The sequence below is a fragment of the Actinoplanes sp. NBRC 103695 genome, assembly GCF_030269485.1.
Classification (GTDB): domain Bacteria; phylum Actinomycetota; class Actinomycetes; order Mycobacteriales; family Micromonosporaceae; genus Actinoplanes.
This window is the reverse complement of the sequence record NZ_BSTL01000001.1, coordinates 373401-399473: the sequence shown is the minus strand read 5'-3', so window position 1 is coordinate 399473 and position 26073 is coordinate 373401. Positions and strand designations below refer to the sequence as shown.

Below are 26073 nucleotides of genomic sequence, written 5' to 3'. Positions count from 1 at the left end.
CATGGCAACCAACGGCACCCTTCATGGCGGTCAGACCGGCACCCAGATCAGGCTCACCGGGGTCTCCAAGGACTATGGGCTGGCCACCCCCGCGGTCGACGACGTGTCGCTGACCATCGAGCCGGGCGAGTTCATGACGCTGCTCGGCCCGAGCGGCTCCGGCAAGACCACGACGCTCAACCTGATCGCCGGGTTCGAGACGCTGACCGGCGGCACGATCGCCTTCGACGGCAAGGACGTCGGCACCCTGCCGCCGCACAAGCGCAACCTGGGCATGCTCTTCCAGAACTACGCGCTCTTCCCGCACATGACCGTGGCGCAGAACGTCGCCTACCCGCTGCGGGAACGCCGGCTGGCCAAGGCGGACATCACCCGCAAGGTCGCCGAGGTGCTCGAGCTCGTCCAGCTCACCGGCCGCGACGACCACCACCCCGCGCAGCTCTCCGGCGGCCAGCAGCAACGGGTCGCGCTCGCCCGGGCCATCGTCTTCGGACCCAGCGCGCTGCTGCTCGACGAGCCGCTCGGCGCCCTCGACCGCAACCTGCGCGCCACCCTCCAGGCCGAGATCCACCGGATCCACTCCGAGGTGGGCACCACGTTCGTCTTCGTGACGCACGACCAGGAGGAGGCGATGAACCTCTCCGACCGGATCGCACTGTTCAACAACGGCCGGATCGAGCAGCTCGGCACCCCCGAGGAGCTCTACCAGAACCCGCGGACCCTCTTCACAGCCCGGTTCCTGGGCGATTCCAATGTGTTCTCCCCGCTCGCGATCGGCGACGGCAAGGTCACCTGGGAGAACAACGTCTGGTCGGCGTCCACGTCTTTTGCCGACGCCGCCCTCGTCGTGCGGCCCGAGGATGTGCGGCTGGGCTCACCGCCGCCGGACTCGAACTCGGTGAACGCGACCGTCCGCGCGGTCGAGTACATGGGTGCCTACCGCACCGCACTTCTCTCCTTCGGCAGCTCCGGTGTGCTGGGCCGCGCCCGGCTCGACGCCGCCGACACCTCCCTCGCCCCCGGGCAGCAGGTCACCGCGTGGTGGCCGGTCGCCCAGCAACGCCTCGTCCTCTCTAAGGAACCCTCATGAAAAGTCACCGCGTTGTCGTCCCTGCCATCGTCGCCTTATCCCTGCTCGCCGGCTGTGGCGGCGGCGAGCAGGTCTCTACCGACCCCAACGCCAAGGTCACGCTGACGTTCACCGCGTACGGCGGCGCCGGCCAGCAGGCGATGATCGACTCGTACCAGAAGCCGTACACCGCGGCCCACCCCAACGTCACCTTCGTGAACACGTCGCCGCCGGACGTCTCCCAGGTCAAGGCCCAGGTGATGAGCAAATCGGTGAAGTGGGACCTGGTCTCGGTGGCGCCCGGCGTGGCCACCCAGAACTGCGACAAGCTCTTCGAACCGGTCGACACCACCGGCATCGACCCCGCGAACCTGGTCGAGGGCACGCTCGGCAAGTGCTACGTCGGCAACTTCATCAACGCGAACCCGATCGCCTACCGCACCGAGGCGTTCCCCGACCCGGCCAAGGCCCCCAAGACCGTCCAGGACTTCTTCGACCTGCAGAAGTTCCCCGGCCAGCGGGGCATCCTCAGCAACATCCAGAACGGCATCCTGGAGTTCCCCCTGCTGGCCGACGGCGTCGCGCCCAAGGACATGTACCCGCTGGACGTGGACCGGTCGCTGAAGAAGCTCGACACCATCCGGGACAAGACCACCTTCGCCCCCAACGTCGGCGCGCTGCAGCAGGCGGTCGGCGCCAAGCAGGTGGACATCTTCATCCTGCCCGACTCGCGTCTCGTGCCCCTGATGAACGACGGCACCGACATCACGGTGGTGTGGGACGTGACCGTGGCGGCCATGAACGGCTTCGCGATCCCGAAGGGTTCCCCGCACGCGGCGGCGGCCAAGGAATTCCTGAAGACGCTGTGCGGTCCCGAGCAGGTGGCCGGCATCTCCGAGGCGCTGGGCACCCAGCCGGTGAACAAGGCCGCGAAGCCCACATTGTCGGCGAACGCGCAGAAGGTCCAGGCGTTCGGCCCGGCGAACAAGGGCGAGGTGCTCATGCAGGACATCGACTGGTACGCCCAGAACTTCGACGGCGCGTCGGCCAAGCTCACCAACTGGCTCGTCGGCTGATGGTCGGCCAAGCTCACCAACTGGCTCGTCGGCTGATGGTCGGGCAAGCTCACCAACTGGCTCGCCGGTTGATGGTCGGGCGAGCTCACCAACTGGCTCGCGGGCTGATGTTTCGCGATGTGAACTAGGATTCGGCTATGGCGAACAATGAGCCGGGCGACGCCCTGACCTCCGACATCCGGGCGGTCGCTCGCGTGGGCCAGATCTGCGCACTCTTCGGCCCGCGCGTCCTCGAGCTCACCGCCGCCGACGTCGCCGAGCGCACCGGGCTGAACCGCACCACGGCCTACCGCTACTGCGCGTCGATGGTCGCCGCCGGCATCCTCCGGCGCGGAGTCCGGCGCAGCACGTTCGCGCTGGGCCCGCTGATGCTCGAGCTCGGCACGCTGGCGCTGGGCCGGCAGCGGGTCGTCGAGATCGCCGGGCCCTACCTGCGCAAGCTGAGCGCCGCCGTCCGGATGACGGCGGTGCTCAGCGTGATGGGGTCGCACGGCCCGATCGTCGCGCTCACCGAGGAGGACACCAGCCGGATGGTGGTGGTGACGGTGCACGCCGGCACGAAACTCGACGTGAGCGCGGCACAGACCAGATTCTTCCTGGCGTACGCCGACGACGGCACGATGATCGAGGAGATGACGGCCGGCATGTCCGCCGCCGAGCGGGCGCAACTGGAGTCGGAGATCGGCACCGCCCGCCAGCGCGGTTTCAGTTTCGTCCGGCCGAACGGCGGCCCGTTCGTGGTCGGGGCGCCGGTCTTCGACGAGGGCGGCCTCTGCGCGACCGTCGGCATCCTCGGAGCCGGCGACGTGCCCGACCTGACGCCCGCGGTCGAGCAGTTGCTGGCCACGACCGGCGCGCTGAGCGAGGAACTGGGTGGAACCGTTGTTCGATGACCTGGCGGACGCTTCGCCGCCCTACTCGAGCTGGTCCTTCTTCGGGGCGGACGACCGGCGCGGCACGATCAACCTGCTGACCCCCGCCCGGGTCGCGGCGGCGGCGAAGCTGATCCGCACCGGCGAGCAGCTCGGGCTCGACTATGCGGTGAACGCGTTCGAGCCCTACCCCACCGGCACCCGGCCGCCGACCCAGCACCACGTCTTCGCGAACAACGAGTTCCACCGCGACGACTGGCTCGACTCGTTCTACCTGCAGTCGACCTCCCAGCTCGACTCGCTGCGGCACATCGGCCACCCCGCGCACGGCTTCTACAACGGGCAGTCGCCCGACTCGTCGGAGCTGGGCATCCACCGCTGGGCAGACACGGGCATCGCGGGCCGCGGTGTCCTGCTCGACGTCGCGGGCTACTTCGCGGCGGCCGGTCGCGGACCCTTGTCGGCCGCCGGCGGACGCAGGCCCTTGTCGGCGGCCGGCGGACCCGAGCCCCTGCCGGCCGCCGGCGGACCCGAGCCCCTGCCGGCCGCCGGCGGACGCGAGCTCGACGCTCCCTTCTCGGCTGCTGCCGGAAGCGACTACGACTGCGAGACGACGGTGACGCTGGAGGCCGCCCTCCTCGACGAGATCGCGGCCCACCAGGGCGTCACCTTCGACGGCGGCGACCTGCTGCTCCTGCACACCGGCTGGGCGGCGAACTACGTGGCCAAGACCCCCGAGGAGCGCGTCGAGTTCAACACCCGCAACCGCTCCCCCGGCCTGGCCCAGCGCACCTCGACCCTGCGCTGGCTCTGGGACCACGAGATCGCCCTGGTCGCGAGCGACACCCCCGCGGTCGAGGCCGACCCGGTCGGCGAATCCGACTTCCGCGGCCCGGCCGACCGCCCACCGGACCGCGGAGTCGACCACAGCGGCATGCTGCACCGCCCGCTGATCGCCCTGCTCGGCATGGCCATGGGCGAACTCTGGAAACTCGACGAGCTCGCCGCCCGCTGCGCCGCAACCGGCCGCTACGACTTCTTCCTGACCTGCAAGCCCCTGAACATCCCCGGCGGCGTCGGCTCCCCACCCAACGCGATCGCCTTCATGTAACGCTCCCGCGACCGCCCTCGTTCAGCGCTCCCCGCAACCGGCCTCGCTAAGCGATCTCCGCGACCGGCGTCGCTCAACGTTCCGCGCCGCCCCGCCCCACTCCGCCATCCCGCCGCCTCGCCGCCTCGCCGCCCGCACTGCCCTGCCGCCCCGCCGCCGCGCCGCCCGCACTGCCCTGCCGCCCCGCCGCCGCGCCGCCCCACCGCCCCACCGCCGCGCTGCCGCGCCGCCCGCACTGCCCTGCCGCCCCGCCGCCGCGCCGCCCGCACTGCCCTGCCGCCCCGCCGCCGCGCCGCCCCACCGCCCCACCGCCCCACCGCCGCGCTGCCCGCTGCCCGCTGCCCGCTGCCCGCTGCCCGCTGCCCGCTGCCCGCTGCCCGCTCAAGCGTCTGACCGTTTCAGGCGCCACGCAGCCAGGGCACCGAGGAGCACCAGGTAGCCGGCGAACACCAGGGCGCCCCGGCCCGGTGTGAGTTCGTCGGCGGCCTGCACCACCGAGCCCATCGCGTCGCCGGCCGCGGACGGCAGGTACTTGCCCAGGTTGTCCCGCCAGCTCTCCGACAGCACCAGCTGGATGACGCCGGCCAGCACGAACATCACCCCGAAGTACGTGCTCAGCGTGCCCGGCGTGGACCGCAGCACCGTGCCGAGGAGCAGGCCCAGCAGCCCGGCGCCGGTCACGAACGCGGTGGTGCCGGCCAGCGCCCGAAACACCCCGTCGTCGGAGAGCGCCGCCCCCGCGTCGCCGATGATCGCCTGCCCGGCCACGAACGAGACGAGGGCGGCGGCGAACATCAGCGCGTACGACACCGTCCCGAAGACAACCACCTTCGCCGCGAGGACCGGCAGGCGGCGCGGCACCGCGGACAGCGTGGAGCGGATCGTCCCGGTGCCGTACTCCCCGGTCATGACCAGGATCCCGAGCGCGCCGAGGACGAGCATCGCGATGTTGCTCCCGGCCAGGCTGAGGCCGATCACGTCGGGCCCGCCGGTCTCGTCGCTGTCGGCGTCGAAGCCCAGCGCGGAGGCGAGCAGCCCGACGCCGACGAACCCGGCGACCGCCAGGGACAACGTGATAACTGTCGAACGCAGCGACCAGAACTTGATCCACTCGGAGCGCAGGACGCGCGGGAACGTGACCCCGGTCATCGGACGGCCCTTCCGTACTCGACTTCGTCGTGGGTCAGGCTCATGAACGCCTCCTCGAGGCTGGCCTGCCGCGGGGAGAGCTCGTGCAGGGCGATCCCGGCCGCGGCGGCCCGCTCGCCGACCTGACCGGCGTCCATGCCGGTGACCTCGAAGGCGCCCTGGTCCACGCTGGTGATCGTGACGCCCGGCCCGGCGAGCAGGTCGTGCAGCACGGCCGCCCGCGGCGAACGGACCAGCACCGTGTTGAGCGCGGCCCGGTCGATGAACTCGGCGATCGGCTGATCGGCGACGAGCCGGCCACGGCCGACCACGATCAGGTGCCCGGCGGTCAGCGCCATCTCGCTCATCAGGTGCGAGGAGACGAACACCGTGCGGCCCTCGGCTGCCAGGTCTCGCATCAGCGTGCGGATCCAGCGGACGCCCTCCGGGTCGAGCCCGTTCACCGGCTCGTCCAGGATCAGAACCCTCGGGTCGGCGAGCAGCGCGGCGGCGATGCCCAGCCGCTGGCCCATGCCCAGGGAGAAACCGCCCACCCGCTTACGCGCCACCGTGTGCAGCCCGGCCAGGTCGATCACCTCGTCCACCCGGGACCTCGGCACGCCGGTGGTGGCGGCCAGCGCGAGCAGGTGGTGGTAGGCCGTCCGTCCACGGTGTACGGCGGACGCCGCGAGCAGCGCGCCCACCTCGCGCAGCGGGGCGGAGAGGCGGGCGTACGGCTTGCCGTCGATGGTGGCGGTGCCCGCGGTCGGCCGGTCCAGTCCCAGGATCACGCGCATGGTGGTCGACTTCCCGGCACCGTTCGGCCCCAGGAATCCGGTCACCACGCCCGGTCGCACCTGGAACGTCAAGCCGTCGACCGCAAGCTTGTCGCCGTACCTCTTCGTCAAGTCCTTGACCTCGATCATGCCGCCATCCTGGCCACCGCACGAGATGGTCCGCATCGTCGTTCCGCAGGCGTCCGGAAGTACCGCGGCCGCAGTAGGCGGCCGCGGCCGAAGTACCGCGGCACGACGACGGTGCCGGCCGGCGAGCGCCCGTACAGTCGTCGGCATGCGCTTGCCCCAGCCCCGCACCTGGCCTCCGGTCGTCCTGGACGCCATGGCCGGCGCGCTGCTGCTCGGGTTCGCGCTGGTCGCCGCGGTGACCGACGACGGCGACGACCGGATACCGGGCCGCCTCGAGATGCCGGACGTGGCCGGCGCGGCCGCCTGCGTGGTCGCCGTCCTGCTGATCGCGTTGCGCCGCCGCTGGCCGGTGCCGGTGTTCGTGGCGTCGGCCGGGTTCACCGTGTTGTCCGTGACCACGCCGTGGCTGGTGGCGCCCGCCGCGCTGACCTGTCTGTTCTGTGCGTACACGGTGGCCACCCGGATGCGGCGGGCGGTCTCCTGGCTGTCCGGCCTGGTCGCCGGCGTCGTCGTCTACGTCGCGGGCAGCTTCACCCTGGGCGCCTGGACACAGCCGGAGGCGGTCGCGATCTTCGCCTCGGCCGGTCTGGCCGTGGCGGTCGGCGACCTGGTGCGTACGCGGCGGGCGTACCTGGCCGAGGTGCTGGACCGGGCGCAGCGGGCCGAACGCAGCCGCGACGAGGTGGCCCGGCGGCGGGTCATCGAGGAGCGCGTCCGCATCGCCCGCGAGCTGCATGACGTGGTCGCCCACCACATCGCGATGATCAACGTGCAGGCCGGTGTCGCCGCGCATCTGCTGCGCAGCCGGCCGGATCAGGCCGAGGAGTCGCTGGCGCATGTCCGGCAGGCGGCCCGGACGGTGCTCGACGAGCTGTCCACGGTGCTCGGTGTGCTGCGTGACCCTGAGCATCCGGGCGGCCCGGCGGACGAGCCGGCCCGCGGACTGGCCCATCTGCCCGAGCTGATCGAGCAGGTGACGGGCTCGGGGCTGCGGGTGGAGGACCGGCGCGACGGGCAGCCGCGGCCGCTGTCGGCGGCGATGGACCTGGCCGCGTACCGGATCATCCAGGAGTCCCTGACCAATGCCCGCAAGCACGCGCCGGACGGCCAGGCCCGGCTGTGCCTGCGCTTCTCCGATGACGAGCTGGAGATCACCGTGGAGAACAGCGCGACCGGACGCCCCGCCGGGACCGGCTACGGCCTGGCCGGCATACGGGAACGCGCCACGGCGCTGGGCGGGCGGCTGTCCGCCGGCAGTACGCCCGACGGCCGGTTCGTGATGCGGGCGCGCCTGCCGGTGCCGACCCCGGCGGAGGCCACGCCGAAAGACGCCGGGTCGGCAAAGGCCGAGCCGAAAGGCCGCAGGTCGTCCGAGGCCGAGCCCGAGCCGAGAGGCGGCGGATCGGCGCGGACCGAGCCAGGAGGCGACGGATCGGCGCGGACCGAGCCAGGAGGCGACGGGTCAGCGCGGACCGAGCCAGGAGGCGACGGGTCAGCGCGGACCGAGCCGAGAGGCGGCGGGTCGGCGGAGGCCCGGCCAAGAGGCGGCGGAGCGACGAAGGTCGCGCCGAGGGAGGCCGGGTGACGGTCCGGGTGCTGCTGGCCGACGACCAGAAGCTGATTCTGGCCGGCTTCCGGGTGCTGATCGACTCGGCCCCGGACCTGGAGGTCGTCGGCGAGGCCGTCACCGGCGCCGAGGCGGTCGAGCTGGCCCGGCGGACCCGCGCCGACGTGGTGCTGATGGATATCCGGATGCCGGAGATGGACGGCATCGAGGCGACCAGCCGGATCAGCGCGGACGACGACCTGGCCGGGGTGCGGGTGCTGATCCTGACCACGTTCGAGATCGACGAGAACGTGCTGCGTGCGCTGCGGGCCGGTGCGAGCGGCTTCCTCAGCAAGGGCGTCGAGCCGGCCGATCTGCTGGACGGCATCCGCACCGTGGCACGCGGCGAGTCGCTCCTCTCCCCGCGTGCCACGCAGGCCCTGATCACTCAGTTCCTGGAACAGCCGGCGCCGGGGCCGAGCGCCGCGGCCCCCGTGCTGGACCAGCTCACCAACCGGGAACGGGAGATCCTGACCCTGGTGGCGGAGGGCCTGTCCAACGACGAGATCGCCGTGCGGCTGTTCGTCTCCCCGCTGACCGCGAAGACCCACATCAACCGCGCCATGACCAAGCTGGGCGCCCGCGACCGGGCCCAGCTCGTGATGGTGGCCTACCAGACCGGACTGGTGCGGCCGCAGTCCCAGGCCGGCTCTTGAGACATGGCCTGGCTAGACCGCGCGCAGATCCGCCAGCAACTGGTAAGGGTACGGCTTGGGCTTGTCGCTCACCCGGTCCAGGCGGTCGAGCTGTGCCGGGTCCAGGGTGAAGGCGGCCGCCCCGAGGTTGTCGTCGAGCTGCTCCATCGTGCGGGCGCCGATGATCGGCGCCGTGACGCCGGGCTGGTGCAGCAGCCAGTTCAGCGCCGTCTGCGCCGGTGTCCGGCCGATCTCGTCCGCGACGGCGACCAGTTCGTCGACCACGTTCCAGGTCCGGTCGTCGTTCGCATAGTTGGCCCAGGCCTCGGTCCAGGTGGGTTCCCCGGGCCGGTCGGTCGCCTCCCCCGACTGGTCGGTCGCCGCGACGCGGGAGTCGGTCGCCGCAATGCGCGGGGCGGTCGCCGCAATGCGGGAGTCGGCCGCCGCAATGCGCGGGGCGGTCGCCGCAATGCGGGAGTCGGCCGCCGCAATGCGCGGGGCGGTCGCCGCAATGCGGGAGTCGGCCGCCGCAATGCGCGGGGCGGTCGCCGCAATGCGGGAGTCGGCCGCCGCAATGCGCGGGGCGGTCGCCGCGATGCGGGTGGCGGCCGGCGGCTCCGCGCCCCGGCGGATCTTGCCGGTCAGCCAGCCGCCGCGCAGCGGGCTGTACGGCAGGACGCCCAGTCCTTCCGCCAGGCACACCGGGATCAGCTCCCACTCCGCGTCCCGGTCCAGCAGGTTGTAGAGCGGCTGCAACGACACCAGCGGCTCCCACCCGGCGGCCCGGCACAGGTCCACGCCGCGCTGGAGCTGCGCACCGCTGACGTTGCTGACGCCCAGGTAGCGCACCCGGCCGGAGCGGACGATCGTGTCCAGCGCGCGCAGCGTCTCCTCCAGCGGCGTGCCGTAGTCCCACATGTGCAGCTGGTAGAGGTCGACGTAGTCGGTGCCCAGCCGCCGCAGGCTGGCGTCCACCGCGTCGAGCAGGTGCTTGCGGCTCAGGCCCCGGCGGTTGGGTCCGCTGCCGAACCGCACCTTGGTCCCGACGACCAGGTCCTGCCGGTCGCGGCCCTTCAGCCAGCTGCCGACGATCTCCTCGGAGCGGCCTTCGCTGTAGCCGTCCGCGGTGTCGATGAAGGTGCCGCCGGCCGCCACGAAGCGGTCCAGCAGGCGGTGGCTGTCCGCCTCGCCGATCTCCCGTCCGAACGTCATCGTGCCCAGGCACAGGCGGCTGACCTCAAGCCCGGTCGCGCCGAGTCTCGTGTGATCCATGCCCGCGAACGCTAGGACCCGGAGCGCGCTCCAGGTCAAGCGGAGGAACGGTGGGGTCGCACCGCCACGCCGCGGGAGAACCCAGCACCGCAGGAGGACCCCGCACCGTGGGAGGACCCCGCACCGCACGAGGACCCGGCGCCGTGGGAGTACCCGGCGTAGGCGAGCCAGTGGCGCAGCGCCCACCAGAGGCACACCGCCCGGGGCATCGGCATGCGTTCGCCCGGCTCCACGGCCGTGCCGAGGATCTCGTGCAGGCGGCCCAGCCGGTACCGGACGGTGTTGGGATGGAGGAAGAGCGTGGCCGCCGTCTGGCTCAGCCGCTGGCCCTGGTCCAGATAGGTCAGCGCCGTCACGGCCAGTTCGCGGTGGAACCCGTCGTGCGGATCCAGCCCGGACAACAGGCGCGCGGCGAGCAGGTCGCCGAGCAGGGCCTGACCGGCGAAGGCGATGCCGGGCGCCAGGTCGAGCAGGTCGTGCACGCCGGGGCCGGGCGCCACGGCGAGGGCCGCCGCACAGGCCGGATAGCGTGTCACGGCGTCGGCCAGCGAGCCGGCCGGAGCCACGACCAGGACGCGGGATCCGGCGCCGGTGGGCGGGGTCAGGGTCAGGCCGGCCCGATGGCCGTCGATCGTCGTCTCGACGGCACAGTCGAGCGGCGGCCCGTCCGAGGCGACGACGCAGTGGTAGGTGACGTCCGGGCGTACCCTCAGCTCTTCCGGCGTGGCGGCGCCGCCGCGCAGCAGACGACGCAGCGCGCGCTGCGGGGCGGTGCCGAGGTCCCGGGCAAGGCGTTGCTCGGCGGCGGCGAGCAGGAACGCCACGTGCCGCCGCGCTTCGGCGGGGGGCAGCCGGGCGACCACCGGCGAGTGGGCGCGCGCCGCGTCGAGCAGATCGTCGAGCACCGCGTCGTCGGCCTGCAGTCCGTCGGCCGCCGGGTCGCTCCACTGTGCACGGCTCACAAGAATCCGCCCCCTCGTTGAACGTGAGGAACTATCGGATTATTACAGAGAACTGCTTCGATGTGTTACCACCGAGTAACACGAGGAGCGGTCGTGACATCGAAGCTGATCGCGGCGATCGCCGCCGTCACCCTGGTCACCAGCGGTTCAGCCGCACCGGCGGCAGCCGACGAGGCGTTGCGCGAGGTGATGTTCGTCGGCAACAACTGGGAGGGCACGGTCGACGTCATCGAGTCGTCCGGCTCGTACGCCAGGATCGGCCGGTTGAACGTCATCCCCGACCAAGCGCAGCGGCTCACCGAGATCTACCTGAACCCGATCAGGCTGGCGTTCTTCCTCGGTATCCGGAACGGGCCGGGCGAGGGCCACGACCAGCTCGTCGACGACATGTACACCACCCCGGACGGATCCGCGCTGGTCGCCTCGCGGCCCAGCTTCGCCGACGTGGTGTCGCTGAACCTCAGCACCGGCGCGATCAACTGGCGTTTCCCGGTCTCCGGCTACCGCGCCGACCACATGGCCGTGTCACCCGACGGCGCGCGGGTCGCGGTCTCCGCCTCCACCTCGAACACCGTGCATGTGCTCGACATCGCCACCGGTCAGCAGGTCGGCTCGTTCGGGGCCGGGGACAAGCCGCACGAGAACATCTTCAGCCGCGACGGCCGGCGCCTGTGGAACATGTCGATCGGCGAGGTGAACACCGACCTGGACGACCCGTTCTGGGACTGGACCAAGGGCGACCGGCACATCACGGTCGTGGACGCACAGACCTTCCGGACCGTACGCACCATCGACATGCGCTCCCGCCTCAACGCGGCCGGGCGCTCGGACCTGTCGAACGCCGTACGACCGGCGGTCTTCACCCCCGACGAGAAGACCCTCTACTTCCAGGTGTCGTTCTTCAACGGCGTGATCGAGTACGACGTGGCCACCGACCGGATCACCCGGGTGAAGGAGCTGCCGAAGAACCCGGACACGTCCGACGACCGGACCACGTTCGTCAACGACTCGCGGCACCACGGCCTGTCGATCAGCCCGGACGGCAGCAAGCTCTGCGTGGCCGGGACGATGGACGACTACGCGACCGTGGTGAACCGGGCCACCCTGCAGCAGGGCGAACTGGTCGAGGCGATCAAGCCGTACTGGGCGACGGTCAGCGGGGACGGGCAGGACTGCGTGATCTCCGAGGCGGGCGCCGACCGGGTCAGCGCGATCAGCTTCGCGACGGGGCGCCGGGTGGCCTCCGTCGCGGTCGGTGACCACCCGCAGCGCGTCCGCATCGGCCATGTGGCGCAGGGCTGGACGGCGCCTACTTCTCGGCGTTGATGAACTGCGGGTGACCGATCAGGAATTCGTCGATCTTCTCGGTGCGGATCGACTCGAAGAGCTGGTCGGTCTCCGGCACCAGTTTCTCGCCCGCGTACTTGCCGTTCTCGTAGTAGCCGCCGCCGATCAGCTTGATCGTGGTGATGTTGTCGGGACGCAGACCCTTGAGGGCGAGGGCGTAGTCGAGCACCGACCGGCCTCGGCCGTTGAAGGTCAGCGACTTGCCGGCCGCGGTCAGCACCTTGTCCAGCTTGACCGGGTTGGCGACCACGTCGCCGCTGCCCGCCTTCTTGGCGATGGCCTTCAGCACCTGCTGCTGGTGCCGCTGCCGGCCGTAGTCGGTGCCCTTCAGGCCGTACCGCTGGCGGGCGAAGTCGAGCGCCTCCCAGCCCTTGAAGTGCTTGTTGCCGACCTCGTAGACCTTTTTCGGACCCCGGTACGGGTGCTCGTCATTCTTGCCCCGCGGCTGGTAGGGGCGGCCCTTGCCGTTCGGGGCGAGGTGCTCGGACTCGGTGCGCTCGTCGACGTACAGGTCGATGCCGCCCATCGCGTCGACGACCTTCTTGAAGCCGTCGAAGTTGATGATCGCGCCGGCGTCGAACTTCTTGATGCCGGTCAGCTGCGAGACCGTCTTGCTGAGCAGTTCGAAGCCTTGGACGGCGCTGGGCAGGCCGGGGCCGGGCACGTCGCTGCCGATCGACATCGCGCCGTTGATCTTGCCGCGCTGCTCGCCGACGCCGGCCTTGGCGAAGGCCGGGATGGTCACGTAGGTGTCGCGCGGCACCGAGAAGATGTAGGCCGAGTCCAGGCTCGCCGGGATGTGCACGACCATGATGGAGTCGGCCAGCGGCGGCGTCTCCGGCTTCCGCGGGTCGATGCCGACCAGCAGGAAGTTCAGCGGTCCCTTGATGTCGCTCTTGGCCTCTTCCGCGGTGGTCGCGCCACCGTCACCGAACAGGTCCTCGGTCTGGACCGCCCCGGCGTACCGGGCGGCCAGTGTCTGACCCGCGATGGCGCCACCGGCGCCGCCCACGGTCAGCAACGAACCGAGCACAAGCGTGACAACCGCCCATACCGGCGACTTGCGTGCCTTCTTGCCCATCGAGGCGGCCCCTGAGGATCGGCGACATGGTCAACAGCTCGACCGGGGAGAGTACAGGGTCAGGTCGATGCGTGCCCAACCGCCACGGTAGGCGCAGAATCGGACCATGTTTGTGATCAGGGAGAAGTTCTTCTCGATAGGCGACGACTTCGACGTGCTCGACGAGAACGGCGTCAAGGTTTTCCGGGTCGACGGCAAGGTGCTGAGCGTACGCGACAAGGTGGTGATCGAGGATCCGGCCGGTAACGAGCTGGCCACCGTGCATCGCCACCTGGTCGCGATGCGGCCGACCTACGAGATCCGGATCGGCGGCGAGAAGGCGGCCGAGGTCCGCAAGAAGCTTTTCACCCCGTTCCGGGACAAGTTCACCATCGACGTCCCCGGCCCCGACGACCTGGAGATGAAGGGTGACCTGCTCGACCACGAGTACGTGATCGAGCGCGGCGGCGCCGAGGTGGCCGCCGTGTCCAAGCGCTGGCTGACCATCCGGGACACCTACGCGGTCCAGGTCAGCCCCGGCGAGGATCCCCTGCTGATCGTCGGCAGCGTCCTCGCCCTGGATCTGGCCCTGGAGCGCCAGGAGAAGAAGAAGGACGACAAGGACGATTAGCTCTGCCACTCCTTGGCGAGCAGCTCGAAGGAGCGCACCCGGTCGGCGTGCTCGTGGGTGATGGTGGTGACCAGCAGCTCGTCGGCTCCCGTGACCCGTTGCAGGGTGCGGAGGCGCTCGGCCACGGTCGGCGGCGAGCCGACGAACTGCGTCGCGATCCGGTCGGCCACCAGGTCCCGGTCCGCGTCGCTCCACTCGAAGGCCACGGCCTCCTCGGGCGACGGGAACGGGATCGCGCCCTGGCCGGTGCGGATGCTGCGCACCCACGGGCCGTACGGCGTGGCCAGGTGGCGGGCGGTCTCGTCGTCGTCGGCGACCACCACGTCGGCGGAGACCATCACCCTCGGCTCGGACAGCCCGGCCGAGGGCCGGAACGCGGCCCGGTAGGCCTCGACCGCCTCGAGGATCGCGGCCGGCGCGACGTGGTAGTTCGCCGCGAAGGGCAGGCCACGCTCCCCCGCGACCCGGGCGCTCAGGCCACCGCTCGATCCCAGGATCCAGATCTCGAGGTCGGCGCCCTCACCGGGCACCGCGTGCGCCTCGTTGCCCTCGTCGTCGGTGATCCCGGTGGTCAGCAGCGCCTGGATGTCGTCCAGCACCTCGGGGAGGTCGGGGCCCTCGGCGCCCGGCTGCTGGAGCAGGCGGGCGGAGAGCGCGAACCGCGACGAGGCGAGCAGCGGCGCGAACGAGAACGGCGCCGGAATCAGGAGACCGTCGACGATCCGGGCTACGGGTTCTTCTGAAACGGCATCAGACCCAGCGGATCGGCGCTGGCCGGAGCGGCCGATGCCGAGGTCGAAGCGGCCCGGGTGGAGGGCGTCGATCAGGCCGAACTGCTCCACGATCGTCAGCGGGGTCTGGTGGCCGGTCTGCACCGCCCCGGAACCCAGCCGGATCCGCGACGTGTGCGCGGCGATCTGCCCGAGCAGCAGCGCCGGCTGTGAGCTCGCCACGCCGGCGGTGAAGTGATGCTCGGCCACCCAGTAGCGGGCGTACCCGAACTCCTCGGCCCGCCGGGCCAGGTCGATGGTCCGGCGCAGCGCGTCACTCGCGGTGCCGCCGGAGACCAGCGGGGCGAGATCGAGGATCGACAGGGGTACGGGCATGACTACCTCCCTTGCAGCGGGCGTACGGCGGGCGCGATCTCACTCTGGAACAGTTCGAGCGTGGCCCGATGCTGTTTGTCGGTCAGACCGTCCCCGTCGGCGTGCAGATGCATCACCTGGTGGCCGAACCGCTCGTGGTAACGGCCGATCTTGTCGACCACCTGCTCCGGGCTGCCGACCAGGATGGAGCTGCGCTCGATCGCGTCCTCCAGGGTCGGGAAGACCGGTGCGAGGCCGAGCTTGGCGAACATCGCGAGGCGGGCGTTGAAGATCGGGCGGTACGTCTCGATCGCCTCCTGCGAGGTGCGGGCCGCGTAGTAGCCGGCCGATCCGGCGCCGATCCGGATCGCGGCCGGGTCGTGGCCGTGGTGCGCCCAGCGCTCCCGGTAGTAGTCGATGAGCTCGGCGTACGGCTCGATCGGGTTGGTGACGTTGGCCGAGAAGAGCGGGTCGCCGTACTGCGCGGCGAGGTCGACCGACTCGCGGCTGGTGGCGCTCCCGTGCCACACCGTCAGCGAGGGCTGCAACGGGCGTGGCCATGTCTCCGCGTCGGTCAGCGACGGGCGGAACCGCCCCTCCCAGGTGACCGAGGGCGAAGCCCACAGGCGGCGGAACAGCTCGTAGCTCTCCCGGTTGCGGTCCCACTGGTCGTCGGTGGTGACGTGGAAGAGCTTGGCCTGCGCCGCGCCGTTGCCCTTGCCGATGATCAGCGTCAGGCGCCCGCCGGAGAGGTTGTCCAGCGTCGAGTAGTCCTCGAAGGCGCGCACCGGGTCGAGCAGGCTGAGCGTGGTGACGCCGGTCCACAGTTCGATGCGCGACGTCTTCGCGGCGATGTGGCTGAGCACGACCGGGGGCGCGGACGAGATGAACGGGCGCTCGTGACGCTCGCCCACGGCGTACCCGTCGAATCCGAGCTCTTCGCCGAGCACCGCGTTGTCGACGACCTCACGGAGGCGGTGCGCGGCCGACTGCGTCGGGTCGGTGTGCGTGATCAGGGTCAGTAACAGGAATTTCATGCGAGCCCCAGGTGTCCGCGCAGGGTCGTGGTCTCGTAGTCGGTGCGGAGGACGCCGCGTTCCTGGAGCAGCGGCACCACGGTGTCGACGAACTCGTCCAGGCCGCCGGGCGTCAGGTGTGGCACCAGGATGAAGCCGTCGCAGGCGTCGGTCTGCACGTACTCGTTCAAGGACGAGGCGACCCGCTCCGGTGTGCCGATGAAGTTCTGCCGGCCGGTCACCTCGATGATCAGCTCGCGGATGCTGAGGTTCTTCTGCTCGGCGCGGGCACGCCACTCGGCGGCCGTGTCGAGGCGGTCGGCGAACTGGCCGGCGCGGCCCTGGATGATCGTGGTCTCGCCGTCCAGCGGGTCGACGTCCGGCAGCGGCCCCTCCGCGTCGTAGGCCGACAGGTCCCGGTTCCACACCTGCTCCAGCAGCAGGATCGCGGTCTGCGGGCTGACCTGCTGGCGGCGGATGTGGTGCGCTTTCTCGGCGGCGTCGGCGTCGGTGTCACCCAGGACGAAGGACACGCCCGGGATGATCTTCAAGCTTTCCGGGGTACGCCCGTAACGAGGGAGCCGTCCCTTGATGTCGCGGTAGAACTCCTGGGCGTCCTCCAGCTGATGGTGCCGGGAGAAGACCGCATCCGCGTTGGCGGCGGCCAGCTCGCGGCCGCCGTCCGAGTCGCCGGCCTGGAGGATCACCGGGTACCCCTGCGGGCTGCGCGGGATCCCGAACCGGCCCTCGATGTCGAACTGGTCGCCGCGGTGCGCGAACTCGCCGCCGCCGGTGTCCCACAATTCCTTGGCGGTCCGGATGAACTCCCCCGCCCGCTCGTAGCGCTTCTCGTACGGCAGGAAGCCGCCGCGGCGGAAGTTGGCGCCGAAGAACGGGCCGGAGGACGTGACCACGTTCCACGCCGCCCGGCCGCCGGACAGGTGGTCCAGGGTGGCGAGCTGACGGGCCAGCTCGTACGGCTCGTGGAAGGTGGCGTTGAGGGTGCCGGCCAGGCCCAGGTGCGTGGTGACGGCGGCCAGCGCGGACAGCACGGTGAGCGTGTCCGGCCGCCCGACCACGTCCAGGTCGTGGATCCGCCCGCGCTGTTCCCGCAGCGCGAGACCCTCGGCGAGGAAGAAGAAGTCGAACTTGCCGCGCTCGGCGGTGCGGGCCAGGTGCTCGAAGGAGGCGAAGTCGATCTGGCTCCCGGCGGCCGGATCGCTCCAGACGGTCGTGTTGTTCACGCCCGGGAAGTGGGCGGCGAGGATCACTTGCTTAGGCAACGCGGGCCTCCTGCACGTATCGGTTGGTCGCGGTCGGCAGGCCGAGCCGTTCCCGCAGGGTGCCGCCGCGCGGCTCGAACAGGCCACGCTCCCGCAGCAGCGGCACCAGCTCGCCGGTGACGGCCTCGAGGTGATCGCCGGCCCGCACCCGCGCGCCCGTCGCCCCCAGGGTGTGCCAGCCGGCCAGCAGGTCGGCCAGTTCGCCGACCGACCCGGTGTGCACGTGCGCGTCGGACTCGATCGCGGCGCCCGGCGAGAACACCACGTCGGCGACGCCGGGCAGTTCGAGGGCGCCGGGCGCCGGCGTGACGATGACGACGTCGGCGACCCGGGTGGCGAACTCGTGCACCTCGGCCGTGTGCGCCAGCGCGAAGACCGGCAGCTGTCCCTGCGGCGGCCGGGGCACGATCGACGGCCCGCGGACCGAGAAGTACTTCCCCTCGAAGTCGATGTAGTGCAACCGGTCCCGGTCGATGAAGCGCCCGGTGGCGACGTCGGCGATGATCGCGTCGTCCTGCCAGCTGTCCCAGAGCCGCCGCACCACCTCGACCACGTCGGCCGCCTCGGCGAAGAGCTCCTCTGCCGGCAACGAAGAGCGGCGCCCGAGCAGTTTCGCCTCCTCCGGCCGCCCGGACACCCGGACCTGCCAGCCACCGCGGCCGCGGCTCACCCAGTCGACCGTGGCCAGCGCGGTGGACAGGTGGAACGGCTCGGTGTGCGTGGTGGTCAGCACCGGCACCAGCCCGACGTGCCGGGTCACCGGGGCCAGCCGCGCCGCCACCAGGGACGCCTCCGGCCGTGCCGGATCCGATCCGAAGGTGTCCTCGATGGTGACGTAGTCCAGCCGCGCCTCGTCGGCCAGCGTGGCCAGGCGGACCCACTCGTCCGCGTCGAAGGATCGGGCGTCCAGCAGGACGCCGAGGGAGAAGGTCATGGTGCCGCCACCTCCAGGGTCGGCGCCGCCGCCAGCAGCGCTCGGGTGTACTCGTGCTCCGGGGCCGCGAACACGCGCTCCACCGGTCCTTCCTCGACGACCGCGCCGTCCTTCATCACCAGCACCCGATCGGCGAGGTGCCGGATCACGGCCAGGTCGTGCGAGATGAACAGCAGCGCGGTGCCGTCCTCGGCGCGGATCCCGGCCAGGAGGCCGAGCACCTGCGCCTGCACCGAGACGTCCAGCGCGGAGACCGGCTCGTCGCAGACGATCAGGCTGGGGCGCGGCGCGATGGCCCGGGCGATCGCGACCCGCTGCCGCTGCCCGCCGGAGAGCTGCCGGGGATAGCGGTCCAGCACGTCCGCCGTCAGCCCGACACGCTCCAGGAACGGCAGCGGGGTGCCGGTGGCCTCGCCGACGATCCTGCGCACCGTCCAGCGTGGATCGAAGGACGACAGCGGGTCCTGCGAGATCAGCTGGAGCTTCCGTCTCCGCGGCCGCCGGCGGCGCTCGGGTACGCCGGACCACGGCCCGTCCTCGAACGTGATCTCCCCGGCGGTCGGCTCCACCAGGCCGAAGAGCGCGTGCGCCACGGTCGTCTTGCCCGACCCGGACTCGCCGACCAGCCCGACGATCTCGCCGCGGTGCACGGTCAGGTCGACGTCCCGGGCGACCGTGTGCCTGCCGTAGTCCTTCCGGAATCCCCGGACCTCCGCCACCACTCCGGTGGAGGGCCGCTTCGTCGCGGCACGGGGGTGCAGTTCGGCCGCCGCGACCAACTGCTTGGTGTACGGATGCCGAGCGCCCGCGCGCAGCATGCCGGCCGTGCCGCTCTCCACGATCTGGCCGTCCTTCATGACGAGCACGCGATCGGCGAGTTTCGCCACCACGGCCAGGTCGTGGCTGATCAGCAGCAGCGTCCGTCCGGCCTCCTTGAGTTCGCCGAGCAGCCCGAGGATGCGCGCCTGCACGGTGACGTCGAGCGCGGTGGTCGGCTCGTCGGCGATCAGCAGCGGCGGCGACGCGGCGATGGCCGAGGCGATCAGTGCTCGTTGCCGCAGCCCACCGGAGAGCTGATGTGGATACTGCTTCGCCCTGCGCTCGGGCTCGGGCACGTGCACATCGGCGAGGAGCCGGACCACCTCCCCGTCGACCTGGTGCTCGCGCAGCACCTCCCCGATCTCCGCGCCGATGCTGCGCAGCGGGTCGAGCGAGACCAGGGCGTCCTGCAACACCAGCCCGGCGAAGCCGCCTCGCACCCGGCGCCAGTCGCGCTCGGCGAAACCGCGGGCGTCGCGGCCGTCCAGGGTGAGTGCGGCGGCGCGGACCTCGGCGCCGGGTCCGGCAAGACCCACGAGGGTACGAGCGGTGACGCTCTTCCCCGACCCGGACTCCCCCACGATCGCCACGCACTCGCCCGGCTCGACGGCGAAACTGATCCCCCGCACCGCCTGAACGTCGCCGAACGTGACATGAAGATCCTCGACCTCGACCAGCGCGCTCATCAGGCACGCCCCTCGAACCGGCGCTGCAGATATCGACCGGCCACCGTCAGCGAGATGACCGTGAGGGTCACGGCCATGCCCGGCAGCACCGAGGCCCACCAGGCGATGCGCAGATAGCCGCGGCCCTCGGAGATCATCGCGCCCCATTCCGGCGAGGGCGGCTGCGGTCCCATGCCGAGGAAGCTCAGCCCCGCGGCCGCCAGGATCGCCTCGCCCAGGCCGATCATCGCCAGGATCGGCAGCGGCCCGAGCACGTTCGGCAGGACGTGGCGCAGCACCAGGCGAGCACGCGAGGCGCCGAACGCCACGGCCTCGGTGACGTATCCGGCCCGGCGTACCACAAAGGTCTGGGTCCGGATCACCCGCGCGTAGGTGGGCAGGGTGGCGAGGCCGATGGCCACCACCAGGCTGACACTGCCCGGACCGGTGATCGCGATGAACAGCAGCGCCAGCAGCAGCAACGGGAACGCCGACAGCGCGTCGAAGGACCGGCTCAGCGCCTCGTCGGCGAACCGGTGGGACAGCCCGGCCAGCAGTCCGAGCAGCACGCCCGCGAACACCGCGATGCCGACCGCCGCCAGGCCGATCGCCAGCGAGTGCCGGGCGCCGTGCACCACCCGGTCGAACACGTCCCGGCCGAGCTGGTCGGTGCCGAACCAGTGCGCCGCGCTCGGCGCCTCCAGCACGTGGAACGGGTCGGCGGCGAGCGGGTCGGCGGCCAGCAGCCCCGGCCACAGCGCGGCGAGCAGCGCCACCGCCAGGAAGACCGAGGCCGCCGCCACGCCCGGCCGCCGAGGGCGCAGGACGACGGGCCGTTCCAGCGCGAGGGTCATGGATCAGCTCCTCCGCAGTCGCGGGTCGATGGCGAGGTAGACCACGTCGGCGAGCGTGTTGATCAGCACGTACACGAAGGCGCTGAGCACGACGACGGCCAGGACCACCGGCATGTCCTTGCTGTTGACCGCGGCCAGCGTCACCTGGCCCAGCCCGGGCCGGCCGAACACCTGCTCGACGATCACCGCGCCGCCCAGCAGCACCCCGAACAGCCAGCCGGTCAGCGTCACCGCCGGAAGCAGGGCGTGCCGCAGCGCGTGCCGGATCAGCACCGCGTTCTCGGCGAGGCCGCGCGACCGGGCGGTCACCGCGAACGGCTCGCTCAGCGCCCGGTCCAGTCCGTCGCGCAGCACCTGGGTGAGCACGCCGGCGATCGGCAGCGCCAGGGTGACCGCGGGCAGGATCAGCGCCGCCACGCCGCGGTCGCCGGAGACCGGGAACCAGCCGAACCGGAACGAGAAGACGCTGAGCAGCACGATCCCGATCAGGAAGGGCGGGGTGGAGACCAGGACCAGCTCGGTGGTCGAGCTGGTGCGGCGCGCCCAGGCCCGGCGGGTGGTCACCGCCAGGACCAGGGCGATGAGTACGCCCAGAGCGGCCGCCGCCACGGCCAGTTCGAGCGTCGGGGTGAGCTGCTCCCCGATCACGTCCCGCACCGGCCGCTGCAGCAGGTAGGACCGCCCGAGGTCACCGTGCGCGGCCCGCCAGAGGTAGTCGAGATACTGAACGACCGCCGGCCGGTCCAGCCCCCACTCCTGGATGATCTGCGACCGGATCAGTGGGGTGTCGGCGCCGTCGCCGATGATGCTGTCCACCGTGTCGCCGGGCGCGGCGAGCAGCGCCAGGTAGGCCGCGGTGGCCGCCGCCCAGAGGACGATCAGCCCCGAGCCCGCCCGGCGCAGCACGGCTCTCATTTCCCGAGCCAGATCCCGTACGCGCTGACCGGCACGCCCGCGGTGGGCTCGAAGCCGACCCCGCCGACCGTCCTGGCCGCCCCGATCTGGTCGGCCGGGGCGTACAGCGGGAGCACCAGCGCCTGCTCGCCCACCACCCGCTGCTGGAGCTGGCGGTAAAGCTCGGTCCGCTTGGTGGCGTCGCCGGTGGCCTGCGCGTCGTCCAGCAGCTTGTCCTGCGCCGGGTCCTTGACGCGGGTGCGGTTGATCGCGCCGCCGGAGTGCAGCAGCAGGTTCAGCGCCACGCCGGTGTCGGTGTCCAGCCGCGAGTTGTCGAAGACCTCGTACTCGTTGTCCTCCAGCGCCTTGGTGGCGGTGCCCTGGTCGACCAGCGAGACCTCGAGGTCGATGCCGGCGCTCTGCTTCACCGCGGCCTGGACGGCCTGGGCGAGCACGTCGCGACGGTCGCGGACGAACGGCGCGGACTGCACCAGGCGTACGGTCAGCCGTTTGCCGTCCTTGGTCCGGAAGCCGTCGGCGTTCCGCTGGGTCCAGCCCGCCCGGTCGAGCAGGCTGTTGGCCTTGGCCGGGTCGCCCGAGTACGTCTTCTCCAGGGACTTGTCGTAGAACGGGCTGGTCGGGCCGACCACGCTCCACGCCCGGGTGGCGGTGCCGCGGTAGACCGCGTTGAGCACGGCGTCCACGTCCAGCGCCTCGCGGAACGCCTGCCGGACGCGCACGTCGTCGAACGGTGCGCGGGAGGCGTTCAGGTAGTACGTGTACGCGGTGCCGGCGTTGAGGCCGCGGGTCAGCGAGAGCCGCGGGTCAGCCTCGATCAGTTGCTGGTCGGTCGCCGGGACACCCTCGATCACCTGCACCTGGCCGGAGGTGAGCGCGCCCACGCGTACCGAAGGCTCCTTGAGGAATCGGTAGGTGATCTCGTTCAGGTGGGCCGGGCGCTCGCCCCAGTAGCCCGGATTCCGGGTGAAGTGGACCTCCTGGCCGGCCGTGTACCGGTCGAGCAGGAACGGGCCGGTGCCGGCCAGGTCCGGACCGCCGGCCTTGAGGTTCTTGGCCGTCTCGAGCGAGGCGGGCGATACCAGGGCGCCCTGCGGCGCGGCGATGAAGTCCAGGATCAGCACGTCCGGCCGGGTCAGCACGTACCTGACCGTCAGCGGGTCGACGACCTCGACGTCCTTCAAGTTCTTCAGCTGTACGGCCAGCAGCGCCGGGTTGTACCCCGGCCGGCGGATCTGGTCGATGTTCGCCTTGACCGCGGCCGCGTCGAGCGGGGTGCCGTCCGAGAACTTGACGCCCTCGCGCAGCTTGAAGGTGTAGCTCAAGCCGTCCTTCGCCGCCTCGTAGCCGGTGGCCAGCCACGGGACGACGCCGCCGCGCTGGTCGTGGGTGAGCAGGCCCTCGAACGTGTTCCAGACCAGCAGGCGGGCCTTGGCCTGGGCGTACAGGTGGGGGTTGAAGGTGATCGGCTCGGTCTCGACACCCCAGGTCAGGGAGCCGCCGTCCTGCGGTGACCCGGCCCCCTCCGGGTCGTCGCCGCCGTTCCCGCAGGCCGCGAGGGCCAGCGCCAGGATCACCAGGGCTGCCGTCCGGCGGATCATTCAGGCCGCCTTCGGGCCGAGCTTGGCGTACCGGCCGGCGTGGTAGACCAGCGGCGTCGCCGCCTCGTCCACGACGTGGTGGCCGGACTCGGGCGTGGCCAGGACGATCGAGTGGTCGCCGGCCTCGACGTGCTGGACGACGCGGCAGACCATCCGGGCCAGCACGTTGTCGAGCAGCGGGACGCCGTCCGGGCCCTCGTGCCAGGCGCCGTGCGCGGCGAACCGGTCGATGCCGCTGGTCGAGAAGGTGCGCGCCACCTGCTCCTGGTCCTGCCCGAGCACGTGGACGGCGACGGTGCCGGCCTTCTCGACGGCCGGCCAGGCCGAGGCGGTGTGCGCCAGGCAGAACGAGACCAGCGGCGGGTCCAGGCTCACCGAGGTGAACGAGGTGGCGGTGAACCCGGCCGGCGGTGCCCCCGGGGCGGTCACGACGACGACGGCGGCGGCGTGGCGGCGCAGCAGTGCGCGAAAGAGATCGGCGTCCACAGCGGGGTCCTGACGAATCGGAGCGATGGTCACGATGGCCCTCCTCAGTGCTTCTACCTCGATATCCTATGGGAGAGATGGGGATTTGATCGATGCTAATCGGTGATCGGTCTGATCATTCGGTGGTTCGGCTAGGATGCGGCCCTGAGCGGCGTCGCCAGGGCCCCGCGTAAGGCGTTGGCGACGGCGGACCCCAGTGCCGGGTCGGCGCCCCGGCGAGCGCGCAGATGCAACGAGATCGGCGCCATCGGCGGCAGGTCGGCGCGTTCCTCCAAGCCGTCCGGGCCGGGCCCGGTCTCGGCCAGCAGCGCCAGACCCAGACCGGCGCGGGCCGCGTCGATCACCCCGGCGACGTATCCGGAGTCACAGGCCACGTAGGGCTCCAGACCTCGGGCGTCGAGCGCGCCCAGCGCCCGCTCGCGGATCATGCACGGCTCCTCCACCGCGACCAGCGGCCAGCCGCCGCCCTCCGGCGGACGCCAGCCCGGCGCCGCGAACCACCGCATCGGCAGCGAACCGACCGGCAACCCACCGGAATCGGTCAGCACCACGGCCAGGTCGAGCGACCCGCGATCGAGCGCGTCCATCAGCCGCGCCGTCCGGTCCACCCGGAAGCGGACCCGCACGTCATGGTGGACGGCCTGCAACGCCTCGGTGACCACGGCCAGGATCAGGTCGGCCGCGTGCTCCGGGACGCCGACCGCGACGGCCGGCACCTCGATGCCGATCAGCCGCCGCAGCGCCCCGTCGTGCGCGGCCAGGATCCGGCGCGCCTCGCCGAGCAGCAACTGCCCGTCCGTGGTGAAGACGGCCTGCCGCCCGCGCCGCTCGACCAGTGGCCGGCCGACGACCTTCTCCAGCCGCCGGACATGCTGACTGATCGCGGATTGGCTCACCCGCAACACGTCCGCGGCGCGATGGAAGCCGCCGTAGTCGGCCACGCCGACCAGACTGCGCAGCGCAACGATGTCGAGGGCCCGCTCCATGTCTCGGACGCTAACAAGCAACTGATACGAGAATGTGTTCGATCGGTCAGGGCTTTCTCGCACTATCCGTATCTCCGATCGAACATATAGAGTTTGGCGGATGGAGCCGCACTTCTCCCGTCGTGATCTCTTCAAGCTCGGCGCCGCCGTCGGCGCCTTCGGGGGCATCGCCACCATCCCTGGCATGGCCTCCGCCGCCGGTCCGATCGTCAAGCCGCTGCCGCCGGAGCTCTTCACGGTGTTCGGCACCAACGCGGAGATGCGCTGGCCGGCGATGCGTGACCAGGGCCACCTGGTGCCGATCGACCGGTTCTTCGTCCGCAACCACACCAGCACGCCGATCATCGACGCCCAGACCTGGACGCTGGAGGTCACCGGCGCCGGGTTGCGCGGCGGGCCGGTCACCTTCACCTACGACCAGCTCCGCGCCCTGCCCGCACACACCGTGGTGGAAAAGGTGGAGTGCGCGGGCAACGGGCGCAGCTACTTCACCAGCCAGCAGGGACAGCCGGTGTCCGGCACGGCCTGGCACCTGGGCGCGGTCGGCGTGGCCCGATGGCGCGGGGTCCGCCTGAGCGCGGTGCTCCGCCGGGCGGGCATCAGCCCCGACGCGGTCGACGTCATGCCGGTCGGGCTGGACCCCGACTACGTGACCGGCGGCGTGAACCTCGGCCCGGTCCGCCGCCCGATCCCCGTGCGCAAAGCTCTGGACGACGTGCTGCTGGCCTACGAGATGAACGGCGAGCCACTGCCGCCCGACCACGGCCATCCCGTCCGGGTGATCGTGCCCGGCTGGATCGGCATCGCGTCGATCAAGTGGGTCGGCCGGATCGAGGTGTCCGACCAGCCGCTGACCTCACCCTGGAACACCCAGTTCTACCGGCTCTTCGGCGAGAGCTACCCCGCCGAGGGCCTGCCCTTCGACGAGCAGGTGGTGAAGAGCGCCTTCGAGCTCGACGAGAACGCCGCACTGCCGGTCGGCCGCCGCACCAGCCTGACTGGCCGTTCCTGGTCGGCGCACGGCCCGATCCGCAAGGTCGAGGTCAGCACCGACGCCGGCGCCTCCTGGCACCGGGCCCGCCCGCTCGGCGGCGACCGCGCGTGGCAGCGCTGGCAGTACGACTGGCGTCCCGCCGCCACCGGCCCCGCCGAGCTGCGCGCCCGCGCCACCGACGTGCACGGCAACACCCAGCCCGAGACGACGGTCCACAACACCCTCGGCTACCTCTTCGACGCCGTCGTCCGCCACCCCGTGCAGGTCACCTGACCGGCCGCCACGCACCCGCCACGCACCCGCCACACGCCCGCCACGCACCCGCCACGCGCCGACGCCCGCGGCTCGGCCCGCACCGACGGCTTGGCCCCCTCATGGCCCGGGATCTTGTGGTGCTGACCCTGCTGCCGACGCTTTCCCCGAGCGTCTGGTCAAGCCCGGCTGCCAGGCGCCCGGGTGCCCGCTCACCGTCGCTGCCGCCGCTCGCGGCCGTTGCCGTGTCGCGCAGTGGTAGGACCAGGCGCTATCCGGCCTACCACGACCGCTCCTGGCTACCACGCGCGCGGACCGTGGTAGCTCAGCGCGGAGTTTCGGCCCGGATGCCGCTCTGGCCCACCGCTGAGTGCCTGGTCCTACCACTCGCGACCGGTCCTACCACCGACCGCGCCCAGCCACGGCCGCGAGCGGCGGCAGCAACGGCGAGTGGGCACCCGGGCGCCTGGCAGACCCGGCTCAACCCCGCG

24 protein-coding genes are annotated in these 26073 nt (G+C 71.7%); 9 read left to right on the top strand and 15 right to left on the bottom strand.

The genetic code is table 11. From position 1 onward, the window contains the following. Position 1 precedes the first annotated feature (1 nt). The 4 genes from QSK31_RS01720 (at position 2) to QSK31_RS01705 (ending at position 4128) form a co-directional block, all read left to right on the top strand. Entirely contained in the window at positions 2-1090 is a 1089-nt protein-coding gene (locus QSK31_RS01720) for an ABC transporter ATP-binding protein (RefSeq protein WP_285680268.1), read from the top strand. Next, on the top strand, positions 1087-2145 hold the full coding sequence (locus QSK31_RS01715; RefSeq protein ID WP_285680267.1) for an extracellular solute-binding protein: 1059 nt from the start codon (positions 1087-1089) through the stop codon (positions 2143-2145). The genes QSK31_RS01720 and QSK31_RS01715 overlap by 4 nt, the downstream gene beginning before the upstream one ends. A 137-nt stretch (positions 2146-2282) precedes the next feature. After that, the gene (locus QSK31_RS01710) at positions 2283-3038 is read left to right on the top strand and encodes an IclR family transcriptional regulator (protein ID WP_285680266.1); all 756 of its coding nucleotides are present in this window, start codon (positions 2283-2285) and stop codon (positions 3036-3038) included. Further along, positions 3028-4128 (top strand): cyclase family protein, encoded by a 1101-nt coding sequence (locus tag QSK31_RS01705; protein WP_285680265.1) that lies wholly within the window; start codon positions 3028-3030, stop codon positions 4126-4128. Before QSK31_RS01710 ends, QSK31_RS01705 begins: the two co-directional genes overlap by 11 nt. 381 nt (positions 4129-4509) lie before the next feature. On the opposite strand, the gene QSK31_RS01700 is transcribed toward QSK31_RS01705, so the two are convergent. Beyond that, on the bottom strand, positions 4510-5277 hold the full coding sequence (locus tag QSK31_RS01700) for an ABC transporter permease subunit (protein WP_285680263.1): 768 nt from the start codon (positions 5275-5277) through the stop codon (positions 4510-4512). Beyond that, entirely contained in the window at positions 5274-6182 is a 909-nt protein-coding gene (locus QSK31_RS01695) for an ATP-binding cassette domain-containing protein (protein WP_285680261.1), read from the bottom strand. Before QSK31_RS01695 ends, QSK31_RS01700 begins: the two co-directional genes overlap by 4 nt. 145 nt (positions 6183-6327) lie before the next feature. Between QSK31_RS01695 and QSK31_RS01690 the strand changes: the two genes are divergently transcribed. Further along, positions 6328-7767 carry a sensor histidine kinase gene (locus QSK31_RS01690; RefSeq protein ID WP_285680260.1) on the top strand — a complete coding sequence of 480 codons (1440 nt, stop codon included), beginning with the start codon at positions 6328-6330 and terminating at the stop codon, positions 7765-7767. Further along, a complete protein-coding gene (locus QSK31_RS01685) occupies positions 7764-8444 on the top strand; it encodes a response regulator (protein WP_285680259.1) in 681 nt (226 codons plus the stop codon). Before QSK31_RS01690 ends, QSK31_RS01685 begins: the two co-directional genes overlap by 4 nt. 12 nt (positions 8445-8456) lie before the next feature. Here QSK31_RS01685 and QSK31_RS01680 read toward each other — a convergent pair whose 3' ends face one another. Together QSK31_RS01680 and QSK31_RS01675 are read right to left on the bottom strand one after the other, a co-directional pair. After that, positions 8457-9695 carry an aldo/keto reductase gene (locus tag QSK31_RS01680; protein ID WP_285680258.1) on the bottom strand — a complete coding sequence of 413 codons (1239 nt, stop codon included), beginning with the start codon at positions 9693-9695 and terminating at the stop codon, positions 8457-8459. A gap of 35 nt (positions 9696-9730) precedes the next feature. Beyond that, on the bottom strand, positions 9731-10657 hold the full coding sequence (locus QSK31_RS01675) for a helix-turn-helix domain-containing protein (RefSeq protein ID WP_285680257.1): 927 nt from the start codon (positions 10655-10657) through the stop codon (positions 9731-9733). 93 nt (positions 10658-10750) lie between these two features. Here QSK31_RS01675 and QSK31_RS01670 point away from each other — a divergent pair, with 93 nt between their 5' ends. After that, positions 10751-11983 carry a YncE family protein gene (locus QSK31_RS01670; RefSeq protein ID WP_502872884.1) on the top strand — a complete coding sequence of 411 codons (1233 nt, stop codon included), beginning with the start codon at positions 10751-10753 and terminating at the stop codon, positions 11981-11983. Here QSK31_RS01670 and QSK31_RS01665 read toward each other — a convergent pair. Then, positions 11967-13085, bottom strand: coding sequence for an LCP family protein (locus QSK31_RS01665; protein WP_285680255.1), 1119 nt, complete (start codon positions 13083-13085; stop codon positions 11967-11969). The genes QSK31_RS01670 and QSK31_RS01665 overlap by 17 nt on opposite strands. 106 nt (positions 13086-13191) lie before the next feature. Here QSK31_RS01665 and QSK31_RS01660 point away from each other — a divergent pair, with 106 nt between their 5' ends. Next, positions 13192-13695, top strand: a complete 504-nt coding sequence (locus QSK31_RS01660) for an LURP-one-related/scramblase family protein (protein WP_285680254.1) — start codon at positions 13192-13194, stop codon at positions 13693-13695. On the opposite strand, the gene QSK31_RS01655 is transcribed toward QSK31_RS01660, so the two are convergent. The 10 genes from QSK31_RS01655 to QSK31_RS01610 form a co-directional block, all read right to left on the bottom strand. Next, positions 13692-14801, bottom strand: coding sequence for an LLM class flavin-dependent oxidoreductase (locus QSK31_RS01655; protein WP_285680253.1), 1110 nt, complete (start codon positions 14799-14801; stop codon positions 13692-13694). The two genes, QSK31_RS01660 and QSK31_RS01655, sit on opposite strands and share 4 nt — an antisense overlap. 2 nt (positions 14802-14803) lie before the next feature. Further along, complete coding sequence (locus tag QSK31_RS01650; RefSeq protein WP_285680252.1) at positions 14804-15817, bottom strand: LLM class flavin-dependent oxidoreductase; 1014 nt, start codon at positions 15815-15817, stop codon at positions 14804-14806. Continuing rightward, a complete protein-coding gene (locus QSK31_RS01645; protein WP_285680251.1) occupies positions 15814-17079 on the bottom strand; it encodes an LLM class flavin-dependent oxidoreductase in 1266 nt (421 codons plus the stop codon). The genes QSK31_RS01650 and QSK31_RS01645 overlap by 4 nt, the downstream gene beginning before the upstream one ends. Beyond that, positions 17072-18013, bottom strand: a complete 942-nt coding sequence (locus QSK31_RS01640) for an LLM class flavin-dependent oxidoreductase (RefSeq protein WP_285680250.1) — start codon at positions 18011-18013, stop codon at positions 17072-17074. The genes QSK31_RS01645 and QSK31_RS01640 overlap by 8 nt, the downstream gene beginning before the upstream one ends. Continuing rightward, positions 18010-19518, bottom strand: a complete 1509-nt coding sequence (locus QSK31_RS01635) for an ATP-binding cassette domain-containing protein (RefSeq protein WP_285680248.1) — start codon at positions 19516-19518, stop codon at positions 18010-18012. Before QSK31_RS01635 ends, QSK31_RS01640 begins: the two co-directional genes overlap by 4 nt. Then, positions 19518-20351 carry an ABC transporter permease gene (locus QSK31_RS01630; RefSeq protein ID WP_285680246.1) on the bottom strand — a complete coding sequence of 278 codons (834 nt, stop codon included), beginning with the start codon at positions 20349-20351 and terminating at the stop codon, positions 19518-19520. Before QSK31_RS01630 ends, QSK31_RS01635 begins: the two co-directional genes overlap by 1 nt. Positions 20352-20354: 3 nt before the next feature. Further along, the gene (locus QSK31_RS01625; protein WP_285680244.1) at positions 20355-21266 is read right to left on the bottom strand and encodes an ABC transporter permease; all 912 of its coding nucleotides are present in this window, start codon (positions 21264-21266) and stop codon (positions 20355-20357) included. Then, entirely contained in the window at positions 21263-22864 is a 1602-nt protein-coding gene (locus tag QSK31_RS01620) for an ABC transporter substrate-binding protein (protein WP_285680242.1), read from the bottom strand. The genes QSK31_RS01625 and QSK31_RS01620 overlap by 4 nt, the downstream gene beginning before the upstream one ends. After that, a complete protein-coding gene (locus QSK31_RS01615) occupies positions 22865-23383 on the bottom strand; it encodes a flavin reductase family protein (RefSeq protein WP_285680240.1) in 519 nt (172 codons plus the stop codon). 98 nt (positions 23384-23481) lie between these two features. Further along, a complete protein-coding gene (locus tag QSK31_RS01610; RefSeq protein ID WP_285680239.1) occupies positions 23482-24336 on the bottom strand; it encodes a LysR family transcriptional regulator in 855 nt (284 codons plus the stop codon). Positions 24337-24436: 100 nt separating this feature from the next. Here QSK31_RS01610 and QSK31_RS01605 point away from each other — a divergent pair, with 100 nt between their 5' ends. Next, the gene (locus QSK31_RS01605; protein ID WP_285680238.1) at positions 24437-25603 is read left to right on the top strand and encodes a sulfite oxidase; all 1167 of its coding nucleotides are present in this window, start codon (positions 24437-24439) and stop codon (positions 25601-25603) included. Positions 25604-26073 lie beyond the last annotated feature (470 nt).

Bases quoted from the DNA above. Each gene is read 5' to 3' on its own strand.
- QSK31_RS01720 (WP_285680268.1), top strand. From the start codon at position 2: ATGGCAACCAACGGCACCCTTCATGGCGGTCAGACCGGCACCCAGATC.
- QSK31_RS01715 (WP_285680267.1), top strand. From the start codon at position 1,087: ATGAAAAGTCACCGCGTTGTCGTCCCTGCCATCGTCGCCTTATCCCTG.
- QSK31_RS01710 (WP_285680266.1), top strand. From the start codon at position 2,283: ATGGCGAACAATGAGCCGGGCGACGCCCTGACCTCCGACATCCGGGCG.
- QSK31_RS01700 (WP_285680263.1), bottom strand. From the start codon at position 5,277: ATGACCGGGGTCACGTTCCCGCGCGTCCTGCGCTCCGAGTGGATCAAG.
- QSK31_RS01695 (WP_285680261.1), bottom strand. From the start codon at position 6,182: ATGATCGAGGTCAAGGACTTGACGAAGAGGTACGGCGACAAGCTTGCG.
- QSK31_RS01690 (WP_285680260.1), top strand. From the start codon at position 6,328: ATGCGCTTGCCCCAGCCCCGCACCTGGCCTCCGGTCGTCCTGGACGCC.
- QSK31_RS01680 (WP_285680258.1), bottom strand. From the start codon at position 9,695: ATGGATCACACGAGACTCGGCGCGACCGGGCTTGAGGTCAGCCGCCTG.
- QSK31_RS01665 (WP_285680255.1), bottom strand. From the start codon at position 13,085: ATGGGCAAGAAGGCACGCAAGTCGCCGGTATGGGCGGTTGTCACGCTT.
- QSK31_RS01660 (WP_285680254.1), top strand. From the start codon at position 13,192: ATGTTTGTGATCAGGGAGAAGTTCTTCTCGATAGGCGACGACTTCGAC.
- QSK31_RS01655 (WP_285680253.1), bottom strand. From the start codon at position 14,801: ATGCCCGTACCCCTGTCGATCCTCGATCTCGCCCCGCTGGTCTCCGGC.
- QSK31_RS01650 (WP_285680252.1), bottom strand. From the start codon at position 15,817: ATGAAATTCCTGTTACTGACCCTGATCACGCACACCGACCCGACGCAG.
- QSK31_RS01640 (WP_285680250.1), bottom strand. From the start codon at position 18,013: ATGACCTTCTCCCTCGGCGTCCTGCTGGACGCCCGATCCTTCGACGCG.
- QSK31_RS01635 (WP_285680248.1), bottom strand. From the start codon at position 19,518: ATGAGCGCGCTGGTCGAGGTCGAGGATCTTCATGTCACGTTCGGCGAC.
- QSK31_RS01630 (WP_285680246.1), bottom strand. From the start codon at position 20,351: ATGACCCTCGCGCTGGAACGGCCCGTCGTCCTGCGCCCTCGGCGGCCG.
- QSK31_RS01625 (WP_285680244.1), bottom strand. From the start codon at position 21,266: ATGAGAGCCGTGCTGCGCCGGGCGGGCTCGGGGCTGATCGTCCTCTGG.
- QSK31_RS01620 (WP_285680242.1), bottom strand. From the start codon at position 22,864: ATGATCCGCCGGACGGCAGCCCTGGTGATCCTGGCGCTGGCCCTCGCG.
- QSK31_RS01610 (WP_285680239.1), bottom strand. From the start codon at position 24,336: ATGGAGCGGGCCCTCGACATCGTTGCGCTGCGCAGTCTGGTCGGCGTG.
- QSK31_RS01605 (WP_285680238.1), top strand. From the start codon at position 24,437: ATGGAGCCGCACTTCTCCCGTCGTGATCTCTTCAAGCTCGGCGCCGCC.